The 18,724-nt window shown below is 34.3% G+C and carries 14 protein-coding genes; 8 read left to right on the top strand and 6 right to left on the bottom strand.

Translation table 11 applies throughout. The features are described 5' to 3' along the window. Positions 1-83: 83 nt before the first annotated feature. Positions 84-923: an OmpA/MotB family protein gene (locus IE051_RS00965; RefSeq protein ID WP_189358564.1), complete on the top strand. Its 840-nt coding sequence runs from the start codon at positions 84-86 to the stop codon at positions 921-923. Positions 924-1,090: 167 nt separating this feature from the next. Here IE051_RS00965 and IE051_RS00960 read toward each other — a convergent pair whose 3' ends face one another. Beyond that, complete coding sequence (locus IE051_RS00960; protein WP_189358562.1) at positions 1,091-1,711, bottom strand: L-threonylcarbamoyladenylate synthase; 621 nt, start codon at positions 1,709-1,711, stop codon at positions 1,091-1,093. Between the two features lie 166 nt (positions 1,712-1,877). Here IE051_RS00960 and IE051_RS00955 point away from each other — a divergent pair, with 166 nt between their 5' ends. Together IE051_RS00955 and IE051_RS00950 are read left to right on the top strand one after the other, a co-directional pair. Next, positions 1,878-2,843, top strand: coding sequence for a pepsin/retropepsin-like aspartic protease family protein (locus IE051_RS00955; protein WP_189358560.1), 966 nt, complete (start codon positions 1,878-1,880; stop codon positions 2,841-2,843). 5 nt (positions 2,844-2,848) lie between these two features. Further along, on the top strand, positions 2,849-3,808 hold the full coding sequence (locus IE051_RS00950) for a glycogen-binding domain-containing protein (protein WP_189358558.1): 960 nt from the start codon (positions 2,849-2,851) through the stop codon (positions 3,806-3,808). 1 nt (position 3,809) lies between these two features. On the opposite strand, the gene IE051_RS00945 is transcribed toward IE051_RS00950, so the two are convergent. Beyond that, entirely contained in the window at positions 3,810-6,143 is a 2,334-nt protein-coding gene (locus tag IE051_RS00945) for an ATP-dependent helicase (protein ID WP_189358556.1), read from the bottom strand. 142 nt (positions 6,144-6,285) lie between these two features. Between IE051_RS00945 and IE051_RS00940 the strand changes: the two genes are divergently transcribed. The 3 genes from IE051_RS00940 to IE051_RS00930 are packed head-to-tail and all read left to right on the top strand — an operon-like array spanning position 6,286 to position 9,666. Further along, positions 6,286-7,557 (top strand): amidohydrolase, encoded by a 1,272-nt coding sequence (locus tag IE051_RS00940; protein WP_189358554.1) that lies wholly within the window; start codon positions 6,286-6,288, stop codon positions 7,555-7,557. 1 nt (position 7,558) lies between these two features. After that, positions 7,559-9,139, top strand: coding sequence for an FMN-binding glutamate synthase family protein (locus IE051_RS00935; RefSeq protein ID WP_189358551.1), 1,581 nt, complete (start codon positions 7,559-7,561; stop codon positions 9,137-9,139). Positions 9,140-9,144: 5 nt separating this feature from the next. Beyond that, positions 9,145-9,666 (top strand): DUF7935 family protein, encoded by a 522-nt coding sequence (locus IE051_RS00930; RefSeq protein ID WP_189358549.1) that lies wholly within the window; start codon positions 9,145-9,147, stop codon positions 9,664-9,666. A 2-nt stretch (positions 9,667-9,668) separates the two neighbouring features. Here IE051_RS00930 and IE051_RS00925 read toward each other — a convergent pair whose 3' ends face one another. From IE051_RS00925 to IE051_RS00915, 3 genes are all read right to left on the bottom strand, one after another. Beyond that, positions 9,669-10,580: a patatin-like phospholipase family protein gene (locus tag IE051_RS00925; RefSeq protein ID WP_189358546.1), complete on the bottom strand. Its 912-nt coding sequence runs from the start codon at positions 10,578-10,580 to the stop codon at positions 9,669-9,671. Between the two features lie 330 nt (positions 10,581-10,910). Further along, positions 10,911-12,872 carry a M1 family metallopeptidase gene (locus tag IE051_RS00920; RefSeq protein ID WP_189358544.1) on the bottom strand — a complete coding sequence of 654 codons (1,962 nt, stop codon included), beginning with the start codon at positions 12,870-12,872 and terminating at the stop codon, positions 10,911-10,913. 24 nt (positions 12,873-12,896) lie between these two features. Continuing rightward, positions 12,897-14,585, bottom strand: a complete 1,689-nt coding sequence (locus tag IE051_RS00915) for a histidinol-phosphatase HisJ family protein (protein WP_189358542.1) — start codon at positions 14,583-14,585, stop codon at positions 12,897-12,899. 196 nt (positions 14,586-14,781) lie between these two features. On the opposite strand from IE051_RS00915, the gene recG reads away from it, so the two are divergent. Together recG and IE051_RS00905 are read left to right on the top strand one after the other, a co-directional pair. Further along, entirely contained in the window at positions 14,782-16,884 is a 2,103-nt protein-coding gene (gene recG, locus IE051_RS00910; RefSeq protein ID WP_189358539.1) for an ATP-dependent DNA helicase RecG, read from the top strand. Positions 16,885-16,932: 48 nt separating this feature from the next. After that, on the top strand, positions 16,933-17,514 hold the full coding sequence (locus IE051_RS00905) for a MiaE family protein (protein WP_189358537.1): 582 nt from the start codon (positions 16,933-16,935) through the stop codon (positions 17,512-17,514). A 67-nt stretch (positions 17,515-17,581) separates the two neighbouring features. Here the strand turns inward: IE051_RS00905 and IE051_RS00900 are convergent, their stop codons facing one another. Next, entirely contained in the window at positions 17,582-18,682 is a 1,101-nt protein-coding gene (locus IE051_RS00900; RefSeq protein WP_189358535.1) for a DUF2911 domain-containing protein, read from the bottom strand. Positions 18,683-18,724: the final 42 nt, after the last annotated feature.

Genomic DNA, 18,724 nt, shown 5'->3' with positions numbered 1-18,724 from the left:
AAAAGTTTTGTTAAAATAGTGTAAACAAGCGATTTTTATATATTTTTGTGTAACAATTTTAGAAAAGTAATCCTTAATTAATTATGAAGAAAATCTTATTACTTAGTTTATCTGCAATGGTATTATTAAGTTCATGTGTGTCAAAAAAACAATTTACAGACCTTGAAGCAAAGCAAAAAGAAACACAAGATTTGCTTAACTCTGCAACAGTGAAATTAAACTCTTGTTTAGAAGAAAGAGCAACTGCAACAGCACGTGCCACAGCTTTAGAAGAGCAAGTAGCCGATTTGCGTAAAAACAATGATAACTTAACTGTTTTATCTGCCAAAGGTGCTAGTAGCATTGAGAAGACATTAGAAAGTATTAAAGAAAAAGAACTTAAAATTTCAAGATTGCAAGATGCACTTACTCAAAAGGATAGTGTAACTCTAGCTTTAGTGACAAGTTTAAAAAGAGAAGTTGGAATAAACGATCCAGATATTGAAGTCAATGTTGAAAAAGGTGTTGTTTTTATTTCAATAGCTGATAAATTATTATTCAAAAGTGGTAGCTACAATGTAACGAGCAGAGCAAAAGAAGTTTTGGCTAAAGTTGCAAAAGTAGTTAATAGCAAGCCTGACTTTGAGTGTATGATTGAAGGACATACAGATAGCCAATCTTACCAAAAAGGTGTGTTATTAGATAACTGGGATTTAAGTGTAAAACGTTCTACTTCTATTATTAGAGTATTACAAGATCTTGATGTTAACCCAGCACAATTAATCGCTGCAGGACGTAGTTCTTATGTGCCTTTAGTTGATAATGATACTGCTGAAAATAGAGCAAAAAACAGACGTACACGTGTTGTTGTTATGCCTAAAATTGATCAGTTTTATGACATGATTGAAAAAGAAATGAAAAATCTTGAAACTGGTGCTAACTAGTAGATCGTTTTTCTAATAAATATTAAAAAAGTTCAACTAAATTAGTTGAACTTTTTTTTTGAATGTTATTGGGTTTTCGATAATTATAACTAAAAAGGTTAAATACTATAATCTTCCCAAGCCTTCTAATCTATATAAACGCCGTATACTTTAAGCATACATGCGTTTTAAAAAATCTCTAAATCACCTTTCCCCTCCCGAATAACTACAGGCATATTATCAGATAAATCAATTACTGTAGAAGCTTGATTATCTCCATAACCACCATCTATCACCAAGTCAACTATATTACCCCATTTCTCTAAAATGAGTTCAGGATCTGTGGTGTATTCTAAAACTTCATCGTCATCACGAATAGATGTTGATATAATAGGGTTCCCTAATAGTTTTACAATATCTAAGGCTATATTGTTATCTGGCACCCGTATACCAACCGTTTTTCGCTTTTTAAACGGATTAGGTAAAGATTTAGATCCTGGCAGAATAAATGTATAAGGTCCTGGTAGTGCTCGTTTCAATATTTTAAAAACAGAGGTATCTATTTGCTTTACGTAATCACTTAAATTACTCAAATCATGACAGACAAAAGAAAAATTTGCTTTCTCCAATTTTATGCCCTTTAACCTAGCGACCTTTTCTAAGGCTTTTATGTTGGTAATATCACAACCCAATCCATAAACCGTGTCTGTTGGATAAATAATCAGTCCGCCACGTTTAAGAATCTTAACAACCTTATCAATCTCTCTAGGATTAGGGTTCTCCTCATAAATTTTAATGAATTCAGCCATAATTACTACATTCTTTTCTGTTTACAAAGTAATTATTATTTTAAAAAAGTAACCTATCAAAATCTAAATTCTTGATAATGATTAACAAATAGCAGAATTTTACTAGGACACATTAAGATATTCACATTTTGTTGTAACATTTTGGTACTTAATACGTCTTTTTAATATGCTAAGACTTGCTTTCTTCATATCAATACTTCTCTTAAGTTTTCAACTAAGCCAAGCCTTAGATAGAACACCTCCTCCTATTACCTTTTCTAATGCCGAAATTATTAACGAATATACATCACGAATTCCTTTTAAAATCATTGACCACCTTATAGTTATCAAAGCAAAAGCTTTTAATAAAGAAGGTAATTTTATTATAGACACAGGTTCTGAATCTCTAATTTTAAATAAAATTCATTTTCCTAATTTATACCAACATCAAAATACCAGACAGCATACCTCAGGTGTACTGCATTCTGTAGAAGATGCCTATCAAAAACAAATAAAAGAATTCATATTACAGAATTTCAAATTAGAAAACAAGAACTCAGATATTATTGATTTATCGCTAATTGAAAAAAGTAAAAAGATAAAAGTATTAGGTATTATTGGCTATAATATTCTAAAAGATTATGAAGTATTTATTGATATGCACCTTAATCAAATTACCTTAGCCAAGGTTGACAAACATGGGAATAAACTAGATAAAAACGTATATTTAGAGAAAATTATTGATACCATTAATTTTAACTTAAAACATCATACAATAGTTGTAAACGGGACCGTTAACAATCAAAAAGCAAAATTTGGAATTGATACTGCTGCCGAATTCAACCAAATTAACAAACGTATAAATAAAAAAGCACTAAAATATTTCATTCCAAAAAAACGATTAAAATTATCGGGAATAGGAAATAAACAAATAGAAGTATTAGCGGGGAAGTTACACCGTGTCAAGCTCAGTGAAAACACATATTTAGGGCCAATGACCACAATATTAACAAATTTAGGCAAAATGAATGAAGCTTTTGGCACAACACTAGATGGTATTTTAGGCTTTGAGTTTTTCGCTCAAAAAAGAACAATTATTAATTATCAAAAAGAACAATTATACTTTATAAATTACCCCATAGCACTTCAATAAAGGTCATGATTTCAAGAACTTTATTATATATTCTTATCCTTGTTAGTTGTAATGTTTATTCCCAAAATAACACAACTAAGGGCTACAGAATAGAAGGTGACACGCTTATTTTTACGTTTGATGCCAGAGATTATTCAAAATTCACGGAAGAAAAAACTGGTAAGAAATTTGACTTTGGCGATTTTGATATTAATAGTGTTATTGTTTCTGGTGAGTTTAATCTTTGGTCTAGAGATCATTGGAAAATGAAACAAATTGACACCTACAATTATGAACTTAGAAAAAGTATTCATGATTTTACTGATGAGTTTTCATGGGAATTCAAATTTATTGTTAACGAATCTTTTTGGGCTGAGCCATCAAAAAAAGACCAGAATATTTCTATAGCTACTAATCATGGACAAAGTATTCGAGGGGTTTATAATCTAAAAATGTACACTGCATATCCTGATGCCAAGGGTAACGCCAGCTTTAAATTATATGGCTATAAAAATGCACAAAAAGTTATATTAGCTGGTTCTTTTAATAAATGGAACGAGCATCTTTTTGAAATGCATAGAACAGACAGTGGATGGGAATTAATTTTACAAATGAAACCAGATGTTTACCAATACCGTTTTATTGTGGATGGTGAATGGATGGAAGACCCCGATAACCCCAATAGAATTACAAACGAATTTGGCGCTTATAATTCAGTATTAGATATTAAAGCCTATACTACATTCAAATTAAGAGGATATACGGATGCAAAAAACGTCATATTAGCAGGTTCATTTAATAATTGGGATGAACATGCGTATGAAATGAGAAAAATGGATTACGGATGGAAATACGTGATCCCGCTTTCTGGCGGAAAATACCACTATAAGTTTATTGTTGATGGTCAATGGATTGAAGACCCCCACAACAGCGTAAAAGAATATGACCAAGATGGTCACATTAATTCTGTTATAATGGTAAAATAATTTATCCGATCACTTCTAACTTAGCAAAACGCAATAATAATTTTTTAACACCTCCATGTTGAAATTTTATTTCCGCCTTCGCATCTCCTGCCTTTCCTTCTATTTTTAATACTTCGCCAGTTCCAAATCTAATATGCTTTACCATATTACCCACTGCCAATTTACTATCAAATAAATTTGTATTATCATTCGTTTTAGATACGGGTTTTAAATTCTTTGGAGTAGGCGCTATATACTTTTCAGGTTCCTTTTTAGCTACAGCTCCTTTTTTAAATACTGGTTGTTTAGCAGGCTTATATCTTATTTTATTAGGTTCAACATCACCAAAAATATCGGCAGACAGCATAGGGTTAATACGTCGCTCTTCAATTGGTGTTATAATATCTAAAAACTGCTCATCAATCTCTTCTATAAAACGACTAGGTTCTGAATCTACCAATTTACCCCATCGGTATCTGGATAATGCATAGGTTAAGTAAGCCTGCTTTTCTGCACGCGTTAGGGCTACATAAAATAAGCGGCGCTCCTCCTCTAGTTCACTACGCGTATTCATGCTCATGGCACTTGGGAACAAATCTTCTTCAAGACCCACAATAAAAACTGTAGGGAATTCTAACCCTTTCGCAAGGTGAATAGTCATTAGTGCCACATGATCTGTATCGCCCTTATCAGCATCTAAGTCCGTAGCAAGGGCAACATCTTCTAAAAATTCAGCTAAAGACCCTGTGGTATCTGCTATTTCTTTCTGGCCCTCCACAAAATCCTTCATACCATTTAATAACTCTTCAATATTTTCCATTTTCGCAACACCCTCGGGCGTTCCATCTTTATTGAACTCTTTTATTAATCCGGTAGTTCTAGTCACATGCTCTGCCAATTCAAATACATCAGCCGTTTGATTCATGACCTGAAAGCTTTCAATTAGCGTGACAAAATTTTGAAGTTTTATCTTTGTCCCTGAATTAATTTTGACATCGGTTTTGTCAATGTGCTTCATTACCTCAAAAATAGTACGCTTATACCCATTAGCCGAAACAATAAGTTTATCCATTGTTGTTTGACCAATGCCTCTAGGCGGAAAATTTACAACACGCTTTAATGCCTCTTCATCTGCTGGGTTTATAATTAACCTCAAATAGGACAAGACATCCTTGATTTCTTTCCGTTGATAAAATGATAAGCCACCATAAATTCTATAAGGAATATCGCGTTTTCGTAAAGCATCTTCTATAGATCTTGATTGCGCATTTGTACGGTATAAAATGGCAAAATCACTATTCATTAATTGATCTTGCATTTTACTTTCCCAAATGGTGCTCGCTACAAATCGCCCTTCATCACCATCAGTTAAAGAACGATGCACTTTCACTTTTCCGCCATCATCATTAGCCGTCCAAACCACTTTCTCAAGCTTAGTTTGATTTTTATCAATTATAGAATTGGCCGCCTGTACTATATTTTTAGTAGACCGATAGTTTTGTTCCAATCTAAATTCCTTAACATCATCATAATCATTTTGAAAATTTAGAATATTACTAATATTTGCGCCACGAAAAGCATAAATACTTTGAGCGTCATCACCCACTACACAAATATTTTGAAACTTATCAGATAAGGCTCTCACGATTAAATATTGCGAATGGTTGGTATCTTGATACTCATCAACCAAAATATATCTAAATCTGTTTTGATACTTCATCAGGATATCTGGAAAACGCGTTAATAGTTCATTCGTTTTCAATAACAAGTCATCAAAATCCATTGCACCAGCCTTAAAACAGCGGTCCACATACTCCTTGTAAATGTCTCCCATTCTTGGCCGTCTTGCCATGGCATCTGCTTCCTTTAATTCTGGATTTTGAAAATATGCTCTAACGGTAATCAAACTGTTTTTATAAGATGAGATCCTTGAACGAACCTGCTTATATTTATAAATATCTTTATCCAGATTTAATTCCTTGATAATGGAAGCAATCAATCGGTCTGAATCTTGCGTATCATAAATCGTAAAATTACTTGGATATCCTATTTTATCAGCCTCAATCCTTAAAATCTTTGCGAAAACCGAGTGAAATGTGCCCATCCATAAATTCTTGGCTTCGCTTGCCCCAACAATACTGGCAATACGCTCTTTCATCTCTCGTGCCGCCTTATTTGTAAAGGTTAAGGATAATATATTGAAGGGATCAATGCCCTTGCTCATCATATAAGCAATACGATAGGTAAGCACTCTGGTCTTACCAGAACCCGCACCGGCAATTACAATCATAGGCCCATCAATCTGTATGGTGGGTGCTAATTGTGCTTCATTTAATTGGCTTAAATATTTTTCCAAATCATCATCATTTTAAAGACGTGAAAATAACCAATGTTGGGGGTTTATTTTAGTGTAATTATTAATAATTATAAACAATTAGCCGGGCTGTAACGTTTTGATATTTTTTAAATATCTTTAAGCTTGAAAAACCACATGACTTATGAAATACCTGATATATATATTCCTATTCTTCGGAATTTTTAAAAGTGTCTCTCAAAATAATTTAAATCAACAATTTACTGCTATTGAATCAAAAGTTATAAAATGGCGACGAGACTTTCATAAAAACCCGGAACTCTCGAATAGAGAATTTAAGACGGCTGAAAAAATTGCAATACATCTTAAATCTCTTGGTCTAGATGTTCAAACAGGTATTGCCCATACAGGTGTTGTGGCTATTCTAAAAGGTAAGCATCCAGGAAAAGTAATTGCATTACGAGCAGATATTGATGCGCTACCTGTAACGGAGCGTAATGATTTACCTTTTAAATCTGAAGTAAAAACAACATTCCTAAACACCGAAACTGGCGTGATGCATGCCTGTGGTCATGATACGCACACAGCTATTTTAATGGGCGTTGCAGAAATACTTGCTAATAATAAAGATAAAATTAGAGGCACAGTAAAATTTATTTTTCAGCCAGCAGAAGAAGGTCCGCCTCCAGGTGAAGAAGGTGGTGCGGCTTTAATGATTAAAGAAGGGGTGTTAGAAAACCCTAAAGTTGATGCCATTTTTGGATTACATATAAGATCAAATTATGAAATTGGTACTATTCACTATAAAAGCGGAGGCACAATGGCAGCTGTAGATCGATTTGTTTTAAACGTAAAAGGCAAACAAACCCATGGCGGAAGACCATGGCAAGGGGTTGATCCTATTTTGATTTCCGCTAAAATTATTGATGGCTTCCAAAGTATTATTAGTAGAGAAACTAAACTTGTTGATGAGGCAGCTGTAATTAGTTTTGGAAAAATTACTGCAGGCACACGCTTTAATATCATTCCTGAGTCTACAGAACTTATTGGAACCATAAGAACTTTAGATCCTGAAATGCGTTCTAAAATTATTAAGCGTATGCACGAAATGAGTGATAATATTGCCAAGGCCTATGGCGGAGAAGCCAAGCTCGATGTTCAAGAACAAACAGCCATTACCTACAATGACCCTGATTTAACCAACCAAACGCTTCCTTCTTTATATAAAGCAATTGGGAAAGAAAATGTTAGAATAAGAAAAGCAACCACAGGTGGAGAAGATTTCTCTTATTTCCAAGAAAAGATTCCGGGGTTTTATTTTTTTCTAGGCGGAATGACCCCGGGAAACACACAAGCCTTTCCGCACCACACGCCTGATTTTGTAATAGATGATAGTGGATTAATTTCTGGAGTAAAGGCATTAACTCAAATTACTTTTGATTTTTTAAATAAATAGCATGGACGTAATTATAGATTTTATTTCAAACATCCCCTGGTGGGGTTGGATTTTAGTATTCCTTTTTATAGTTGCTATTCGCGATATTTTCATTCAGAGAAGCCATACCATTAGTCATAATTTTCCAATCATTGGACATTTAAGATATTTGTTTGAAAGTATTGGACCAGAAATGCGTCAGTATTTTGTAGCCAATAATAGAGAGGAATTACCCTTTAATAGAATTGAAAGGGGCTGGATTTATGCCTCAGCCAAAAAAGAAAATAATTATGAAGGCTTCGGCACAGATCGGGATATTTATGCACACCAGCATATCTTTATCAACAATGCCATGATGCCTTTTCAGTTGCCCGATCATCACCCACATCATGAAGACAAAACGTTTTTACCTTGTGCTAAGGTGATGGGCCTGTATCACAAACGCAAAAGGCCTTTTAGGCCTGCTTCAATTATCAATGTATCAGCTATGAGTTTTGGCTCCCTATCTGCCAAAGCCATAGAATCATTAAATAAAGGCGTGCAAATTTCTGGAGCTTATCACAATACTGGTGAAGGTGGATTATCGGCATATCACAGTCATGGCGGAGATGTCATTTTTCATTTCGGAACAGGTTATTTTGGTGTCAGATCTCAGGATGGTGGCTTCTCTTTAGAAAAACTCGTAAAGCTGGTAGCAGAAAATCCTTTTATTCGCGCTATTGAAGTAAAATTATCCCAAGGGGCAAAACCGGGAAAAGGCGGTGTTTTACCAGGAAAAAAAATAACTAAAGAAATAGCCGAAATAAGAGGTGTGACTATTGGTAAAGATGTGCTTTCACCACCAAACCATAAGGCTTTCTCTAATGTTCCTGAAATGGTAGATTTTATCGAAAAAATAGCTGATGCCACAGGATTGCCTGTGGGAATTAAAGCGGCCATAGGTAAGCTAGAACAGTGGGAAGAACTAGCAAATATTATGGCAAGTACTGGAAAAGGTCCTGATTTTATAACTATAGATGGTGGTGAAGGCGGTACTGGTGCAGCTCCACCAAGTTTTGCAGACCATGTGTCTTTACCTTGGGTTTATGGTTTTAGTGACATTTACAAGTTATTTCAGTCAAAAAATCTATCTGAGCGCATTGTATTTATTGGCAGCGGAAAATTAGGGTTCCCAGCTAAAGCCGCTATGGCCTTTGCCATGGGGGTTGATTGTATAAATGTCGCTAGAGAAGCCATGATGAGCATTGGCTGTATTCAAGCCCAAATTTGTCATACTAACAGATGTCCAGCAGGTGTGGCCACCCAGAGTAAGTGGTTACAGAGCGGTATTGACCCTACATTAAAGTCTGAACGCCTTGCTCAATACTTTAAGACCTTTAGAAAAGAACTTATAGAAATTAGTCACGCGGCGGGCTATGAGCACCCATGTCAATTTAAAATGAGTGATATTGAAATGAATGTTGATGACCATAATCTATCAAAAGAATTGCATAGAACATATAACTATGAAAAAACACAAGTAGCATTTAATGGGATGCAAAATTTAAAAGATTGTTTATATTTGGGCAATTATCCTCAATTAACCCAAAATAAAAACCATTAACCTATATGGATACCAGTAGAATTATCGATCTTTTTTTATTTGCAATACCTACCTTAATAACCGGTATAATTGCCTTTTACTTTTTCAGAGAACATACCAAAAACGAAGATGGTAGAAGACGTTATTTATTAAAAAAAGACATGCAAGTTAATGCCATGCCATTACGTCTTCAAGCTTATGAACGTATGGCTCTTTTTTTAGAACGCATTTCACCCTCTAAAATACTAGTCAGAATCACCCCAAAGTCCTCAAATAAAGAAGATTACGAATCATTAATTATACAAAGTATTGAACAAGAGTTTGAACATAATTTATCGCAGCAAATCTACATTAGTGATAAATGTTGGAGCATTGTTACCACTGCAAAAAATGCGACTATTCAATTGATTAGAAAAGCTGGTATGAATGAAAAGACCGATACTGCCGATAAATTAAGAGAGGTTGTTTTAACAGAAATGATGGAAAGACGCTCACCTAGTGATGCTGCCCTATCATTTATAAAGGATGAAGTATCAGAGTTATGGTAATATTATTCCATACGCAACTCATTTGAACGGGCTTCTTCACATTTTTTCTTAGCATAGTAATAGCCTTGCTGCCACCAAGAAGTCATTAACTTTTTATTAAAAATCAGTGAATTTTCTGTTAACCTAGAGGGCGTATAATAAAAATTCAGCTTCACATTCTTATTTTTTGCCGCCAGCTTACCAATAAGAATATCACTTCGCTCTACCTGATCTAGTAAATGGCCAAATAAGTTTATCATTAAAGAAAAAGGGTTTTTACCCAACACCTTATGATAGGTCATGCTTTCAGATTCCAAAATTATAGCATCAATCTCTGTAGCCCCCCGCAGAATAGCTTCGCGAATAGGTACAACACAACCAAATGCTCCATCAGCATATTCAAAGCCATCTTTTTTAACTAAAGACATAAACGGAATATAATTACAAGAAATCCACATCCAATCGCAAAACTCGTCATAACTAAAATCTTTAATAGACTTATATTCGACCATGTTTTTAGATAAGTTAGACACAGTAACTACAACATCCTCGCTGCTCGCCCGAATTAATTCGTATTCTTCATAGCTAAAGTGTTTTTTTAAGTAACGCCGTAAAGATTTACTTTCTCCAAAGGTGCGTTTCATTTTAATAAACTGCCATAAGGAATTCAAAAAATCAATTGAAACATATTCTCTATTCTCCTTTTTATGAATGACAAATGGGTTAACACTAAAAATATTACGCTGATTTACATTGGTAAAAACTTGATGTATTTTTTCAATTTTTCCGGCAGCTAAATGAGGAATTAACATACTACCTGTTGAAGTACCTAAATACATATCATATTCGCGCCCTTCCTCCTCTATTAAATACTGCGCTACGCCGCCTGCATAGGCGCCTTTACTACCTCCACCGGAAATTACTAATGCCTTCAAATGATTATTATTTTAATTATAAATTTATGAATTAAAAATGAACATATTGGACTTCCGCCCATATAATAAGAAGGTTTTTATACCCGTTTTTTGGTATTTTAAAGAAAACTTAAGAAAATGAACTTTTTGAAATAGATTCAAAATAAGGGAACATCTACTTTAACATCAGTAATCAATCTATTATAATGGGTAAGAATTATTTTCTTGCGGCTATATTGATTGAACCCCATTAGGAATCATTTTTTGGATATAACCAGATAAACAATCTGGATTATAGAATATAAAAAGATCTAGTTCCTCTTAAAAATATTACTTGAAAATAAGACCGTATTAATTGATGGTATGCAGTAAATCCTTAGCAAATTTCTTAAAACGCCAGTTATGATGCTTTGTAGCAAGCTTTAAATTATCTTTGCAAGCCTCCTTACAGGCCTCAATTTGATTGAGGTATGAAAATGCATTTTGTCTAATTTCGAAACTGTATTTAGGACCAGTATAGCTAGTAAGCTCTCTTAAATAACGCCTTCTATAAACATTATCATAGTCCTCAGTGATGAGCGCCAAAGTTAACCACAGTATTCTAATATTTTTATCATTGAAGCCTATAACACCCTTAGTCTCGTCTAAGTATTTCTCACGTTCTAATGGAAAATTACGCCATAAATTATATAAGGCTGTTTCCATAGTGGTATAAGATTTATCCTTAAGTAAGGATTCATAATTTGCTTTTTGTTCTAGCGGAATATCATATACCGTTTGAGCCAAAGCTTGACGAATTTTAATATCCTTAGAACCATACAAATATTCTGGAATAGCACCTCCAAGACTATTTATGACTTCTATTTTAAGTAGGTTATTTTTAGAAGTTTCTAAAAAATTAAAGCATGCTTGTTTTGCACCTTGACAATCCAATTCAAAAAACAGCTTATAGTCTGCAGATTTTTTTGATAAAAAATCCCTTAATTGATCATAATGTAAAGTTTCTGATTCCAGCCAGGTAGCTACAAAATCAGACAAATCTTTTCTACTTGTTTTTTCAACGGCATCAATAAAATCAATCGTTTCAACATTCTTAAACTGATAATTCTTTAAATAATTCTTAATGGCTTTTTTAAAAGCCTTATCCCCCACCTTTTCATGCAATATTGTTAATGCCCACGCCCCTTTCTTATAAAAGGTTGTGCTGCTAGATTTTGGGTCCAAAAGCGCTGTACTTCCACCGGCCGCATCCTGCATTTTTAACTCTTCGGCATATTCAAAAAGTTTGTAATGGTAATAATCAACTCCAAATACCTCTCGTTCAGCCAATAAGGCATAATAAGTAGCAAAACCCTCTTGAAGCCAGTGATGCGTTCCCGAAGTTTCAGTTACTAAATCGCCAAACCACTGATGCGCCAACTCATGTGCATTGACGTTGACATAATTTTTATCAATAAAGGCAGTAGAATCTACCACAAAGGCATCAGAAAAAATGGTAGCACTTGTATTTTCCATCCCTGCATACAAAAAATCCTTAACAGGTATTTGCTTATAGTTTTGCCACGGATAAGCAAATCCAATTTCATTTTCTAAAAAATCAAACATACGCTTGGTATACCGATAAGTAGGCTCAAATTTTAATGAGTCCTTAGGATAATAGTACATTTCCAACGGGATTCCACTAGATGCATACGCCACACGTTTTCGATACTTACCTATGGCCAGCGCTAGTAAATAGCTAGACATTGGTTTTTGCATATCGTACATCCAAGTGATTGTAGATTCATTGTTTTGCTTGTAGGTTAATTTACCATTGGCAATAACTTGGTAGTCCTCATGAAAAGTAATGTTTAAGTCAAATTCAACTTTCTCATTCATATCATCAAAACTCGGTAGCCAATGGCTAGTGTATTTCCCTTGCCCTTGTGTCCAAATTTGTGGATTCCCATCTTCAAAATCCCAATCAATAAAATACATTGTTTTTTTGGGGATTGTTTGATAGGAGATCGCTATTTTATGTTCACTATTGGCTTTGAAAGGATACTTGACGATAAGCTTATCATTGGTATACAAACTGTCTTTATGCTGTCCGTCTAGCTTATAATGAATACTATTAAAACCTTTAGCATCAATATATACGGAATCAATATCCTTTAAAACTTCAAAATAATAAATGACAGATCCTGTAATAGTATGATTACTGACATCATTGAAATAAATATCAGCATATGCCGATTTAAAATCAACATATTCTGTTTGCTGCCCAAATAAAAACTGAGCCCCTAAACACCATATAAAAAGGTATTTTATCATAGATAAAATTGTTGCACAAGCAACCTAGAAACTATGAAACTCAATTAAATTAGCCTCATAATACTGATCTCCTAATTTGCCTAATAAACCATTAATAACATTAGAATCTCCATTAACGGCAATTGCTGAGTAGCCCGTATCATTGAGCTTACCTAGTCTTAAATCAATAATATTAATATTTTTGGACGCCAAAGCCGATAACAAAATCAATAAAACACCTGGTGCATTATGGTGCTTTGTTAAAATAACCTTTTCGCTTAAAGCAAGATTTAAACGCACACCATCCATTTCTAGCAAATAAACTCCTTTACTATAGTAATTAGGGAGTACAGCATCTTCTTGGTATGTAAGTTTTGAAAATAACCCGGCATCCGTTCCATTGATAAAATCAATAGCGCTTTTAACATTTCCGTTATCATTATCAATAGATAAAAATGCTACTGCCGTTCCGTCTTTATTAGATTTTAGTCGTGCCGTTTCCACATTAATCCCTTCCGATGCTAAGGTATTAAATAGAGAGGATACCACCCCTGGTTTGTCCAAATGCTCCGAAAACAAGCCGTTTACAATGCGTTTAGTATTCTGTGGAATCTCATCAGTCACCGTTATTGATTTACCCCATTTTCTTATTCTAATAGCATTATAATCACCCATACCAGTTGAGTTCTTATATAAATCAACAAACTCTAAAAAAGAGCCACCAAATGAGAAATCAGGAATAATTCGCCGTTCAGACTCATTCAATCTTTGGTTTAATAACTCAATCCCTTTATTTAGGACAGTATATTTAACCTTCAAGTCATGATCGTCATAAATGGTTCTGTTCTCCGGAATCAACTTAGAGTAACTCACATAACTTTCATAACCGGCCTCCTGTATATATTCTAAACTCTCTTTATAATTCAAACCATAGTAACGTACGTGGTGCGTATCGGTACCTACACATACAGGGATTTGAAGTTCATTGGCGCGTCGTAAAATGCTTTGAACAGGATACACACCAACGCCCTTAAATTTTCCAGCCATATTTACATCTAGAGATAAATTTCTATCGGCGATAAGCTCTAAAAGTGTTCTAAATTTATTCGCTAATGGATGTGAACTGGTTTCAAAATTCACTAAAGCTTCAGGCATATCAACATTAAGCTTAGGCAAGTCAATATGTCCAATAATTTGAATCATATCACCAAAACATTCTATCATTTGGATCATTTCATTGAAATAACCATCCCAATACGCCTCAAGGCTTCCTCGTAATTTTAGTAAAGCTTCAGCTTCTTCTTTCGACCCGTCATACGGCAGACCTTCAGGAGCAAAATGTACCGAACCAATTACATAATCAGCATCTTCAGCTTGAAATATTTTTGATCTACTCCATTGCAAACCAAGTTCTGGTCCCATCCACTCTAACTCTACGCCGTATTTAATGTTTATTTGCCCTTCATATTTCTTGCGCAAATTGGCTATACGCTTTGGGTAATTTAAATAGGATTTATTCCCTCTAATAAACTTTACATTTGTCTCTCGCTCAGCTATATATCTGAAATTCGTTAATCTCGGAGAATGAATAATAAAGGTAATACTCGGATTGTTTGCTTCTATAGCCTTATCAACAATATCCTCCAATTTATCAATACCATGCTTTACATGATCTTGCTCTGTACCAGCGTGAATACCATGCGTTTCCCAAATAAATTCGTTAAGCTTTCTCATCAATCAATATGCGTTTATTATCTTATTAAGAATGCCAAATTTAACTATTGATATAGAATTATGCACTAATTTTTTTGTGGTTTTAAAGATAATCTATCAAGTAATCAAAAAACCAAAAGATACTAATCCAATTTGAAGTAATTATTACGAATTAAATAAGTTCAAAAATTTTAATGGATTTGTTTAAATTCGCTTCATGGCTGTCAATTTACAAACACCTATTGATTATTTAAAAGGCGTTGGCCCGAACCGCGCCGATTTACTGCGTAAAGAGCTAGGTATTCATACTTATCAAGACCTAATCAATTTATTTCCTAATAGATATATTGACAGAACACGATACTATAAAATCAATCAACTTCAACGAAATAATGCTGATGTCCAAATAGTTGGAAAAATTAAAAGTTTTAAAGAAGTAGCCCAAAAAAGAGGCAAACGATTGGTGGGAACGTTTCAAGATGAAACGGGTACTATTGAGTTGGTTTGGTTTAGAGGACAGAAATGGATCAAAGAAAATTTAAAATTAAATAAGACCTATGTAGCTTTTGGGAAAACTAACTGGTTTAACGGAAAATTCAGCATGCCCCATCCTGAACTGGAACTGTTAGAGGAACATGAAAAAAATTTACGTTCTGCCATGCAACCCGTATACCCTTCAACAGAAAAACTATCAAATAGAGGCATTACAAATCGCATGATAGGTAAAATCATGCAACAACTATTTATAGAAACCAATGGCAAATTTGTTGAAACGTTACCAGATTATTTACGTTCAGAATTAAAATTAATAAACAAGCAAGTTGCCCTTTTTAATGTGCACTTTCCTAAAAGTCAAGACTTGCTTTCACGAGCTCAATTTAGATTAAAATTTGAAGAATTATTCTATATTCAGCTCCAACTAATTATTAAAAATCTAGTTCATAAATCAAAAATAAAAGGATTTCCATTTGATAATGTTGGCAACTATTTTAATACGTTTTTTAAAGCGCATTTGCCCTTTGATTTAACTGGAGCACAAAAGCGTGTTTTGAAAGAAATTCGTGCCGATTTAGGTAGTAATGCCCAAATGAATCGACTTTTACAAGGTGATGTTGGTTCTGGAAAGACAATTGTAGCCTTTATGTCAATGCTCATAGCACTTGACAACGGTTTTCAAGCGTGTTTAATGGCGCCTACTGAAATTTTGTCAGTCCAACACTTTAATGGATTACAAGATTGGTGTAAAATATTGAATATCAACATAGAAATACTTACAGGCTCAACAAAAACTTCAAAACGAAGAAAGATTCATGAATCTTTAGAAAATGGCACTTTACAAATCATTATTGGCACACATGCCCTACTGGAAGATAAAGTGAAATTCAAGAATTTAGGGCTGGCTATTATTGACGAACAACACCGTTTTGGAGTTGCTCAAAGGAGTAAATTATGGCATAAAAACACGTCTCCACCTCATGTTTTAGTGATGACTGCAACACCCATTCCAAGAACCTTAGCTATGTCGGTATATGGTGACCTTGATATTTCTATTATTGATGAACTACCACCTGGAAGAAAGTCTATCAAAACGGTTCATAGATATGATAAAAATCGCCTAAACGTCTTCAAATTTATTCGTGATGAAATCTCAAAAGGAAGACAAATATATTTGGTTTACCCATTAATTCAAGAAAGTGAAAAAATGGATTATAAAGATTTGATGGATGGCTATGAGAGTATTTCTAGAGATTTTCCAATGCCGCAATTTCAAATATCCATTGTTCATGGTAAAATGAAACCAGAAGACAAGGATTATGAAATGCAGCGTTTTATTAAAGGTGAAACACAAATCATGGTAGCTACTACTGTTATTGAGGTTGGTGTAAACGTGCCCAATGCCTCTGTAATGATAATTGAAAGCGCTGAACGTTTTGGGCTATCTCAATTACATCAGCTGAGAGGACGTGTAGGGCGTGGCGCCGAACAAAGTTATTGCATATTAATGACGAGTCACAAATTAAGTAACGATAGTAAAACGCGCCTTGAAACCATGGTGCGCACTAATGATGGTTTTGAAATAGCCGAGGTTGACTTGCGTTTACGTGGTCCTGGAGATATTATGGGCACCCAACAAAGTGGTGTTTTAAACTTAAAAATTGCCGATATCATAAAAGATAATGATATTCTTCAACATGCGAGACATCATGCTAAAAGCATTCTCAAAATAGACCCTACCCTTGCGCTTTCAGAAAACAATGTCATTTTAAACACCTATAAACAGTTAAGTAAGTATAAGAATATTTGGAATTATATTAGTTAATCGGCATTGCACTAAAATCTTATAATTACTTTTACAAAAAACGAGAGCATGCTGGGTTTAAAATTAGCTACCGATCCAAGGTGGGTAGATATTGTTGAAACAAATATTGAAGAGATTTTAACAGATCATGCTTGGTGCGAGCAAAAAGCGGCTACCAATGCCATTACCATAATCACATTAAATTCTGAACATTCCGATTTAGTTACTGATTTATTAGCCTTAGCAAAGGAGGAACTTGAGCACTTTCAAATGGTTCATGACATAATTAAGAAACGTGGTTATATGTTGGGCCGTGAACGCAAAGATAGCTATGTTAATGAGCTTTATAAGTTCATGAATAAAGGGGGGAACAGAGTACAATGTATGGTGGATAGACTTCTATTTTCAGCCATGATTGAAGCTCGAAGCTGCGAACGCTTCAAATTGCTTTCACAAAAAATCAAAGATCCCGAACTTTCTAAATTTTACCATGAACTCATGATTAGTGAAGCTGGCCACTACACTACTTTTCTTGGTTTTGCGCGTAAATACGGAAAAGATATTGATGTTGAAAAACGATGGCAAGATCTTATAACTTTTGAAGCCGAAGTAATCAAAAATTACGGCAAAAGCGAAACCATACATGGATAAAAAAACTCAGCCCTTTTTAAAGACTGAGCTTTTGCAACTGATTGTAGTTTGATTGATGTTGACTTTTCTAATTTATATCTTGACCATTTTCTAGCTTCGTGATATTCTCTTGAACGCGACTTTTTGATCCCTCATTTGGCGCATTATTTAAAGCTAGTTCAAGGTGTGATTTCGCTTTTTTATAATCACCTTGGGCGGAATAACCTCGCGCTAAGCCATAATGCACAGGCCAGGTATTCTTATTATTTTTAGCATTCATTTTAAATATAGTCATTGCTTTATCAATTTCGCCATTTGCTATTAATGTTCTGCCGTATTGATGTACTTGAAAAATGGTAGCATAATCCATAGCCTCATCCATAAGGGCGTCGGCCTCTGCCTTTCTATTCAGTTTCTCTAAAATTTTTGATTTAATTTGAAGATTATTAAAGTTCTTCTCACTGTAGAACTTTCCGGCTATGGCACCATCTATCCAACCTAAAGCTTCATCCAGGTCACCACCATTATTCAACGCATAATTAGCGGCCGTCTCATAATTTTGCCTTTGAAAACCTTGCTGACCTCTAAACTCATCTCTAAAGCTAGCTAAAACAATATCAGGCACTGCAAATTCAATTTTAAACGGAAACTGTTTTTTTTCCCAATTTAAAACCGCTAATGTAGAATTGGCGTCTACTGCTATAAAATCATAAGTCAAAAGTTCTGTATGTGCCACTGCTTTTGTTTTAATATCGACACGTAAGGCATCTTCTGAAGGCTCATAAAAATAACTACCCCAAGAGGTATTATTGTTTGAAAAAATTAATGTAGCATTATCATCTGCTTGTACTATGATATGAAATCCGTATTTACCTGCTTTAATAGCCTTTCCTTCTACCACTGCATCATCTGAAAATTCAATGGTAGTATTTTCATTAGCACCCGCTCGCCATGGAGATTCTTTGGCCGTTCCAAATCCTAAATTGTTCATACCATAGGGTACAAGTTTTCCCCAAATTTCACGATTGTTAACACTAGGTCTTGAATACTTTATGGTGACATGAGAAATGCCAACTACTTGAGATACTTTGGCTTTTTGACTGCCCTGAGGTGTTTTTAATTGTGCATGTGTACTTAAACTGAACGTTAAAGCCAAGCACATCAATAAAGACGTACACTTAATTTTCATATGTATTTTAGTTTGTTGTTTGAGTTTTCAAGGTATACAGAA

Origin of the sequence: Algibacter mikhailovii, assembly GCF_014651495.1 — a bacterium.
Lineage (GTDB): Bacteria > Bacteroidota > Bacteroidia > Flavobacteriales > Flavobacteriaceae > Algibacter_E > Algibacter_E mikhailovii.
The sequence above is the reverse complement of the archived record's forward strand: the minus strand, read 5'-3'. Positions and strand labels throughout refer to the sequence as shown.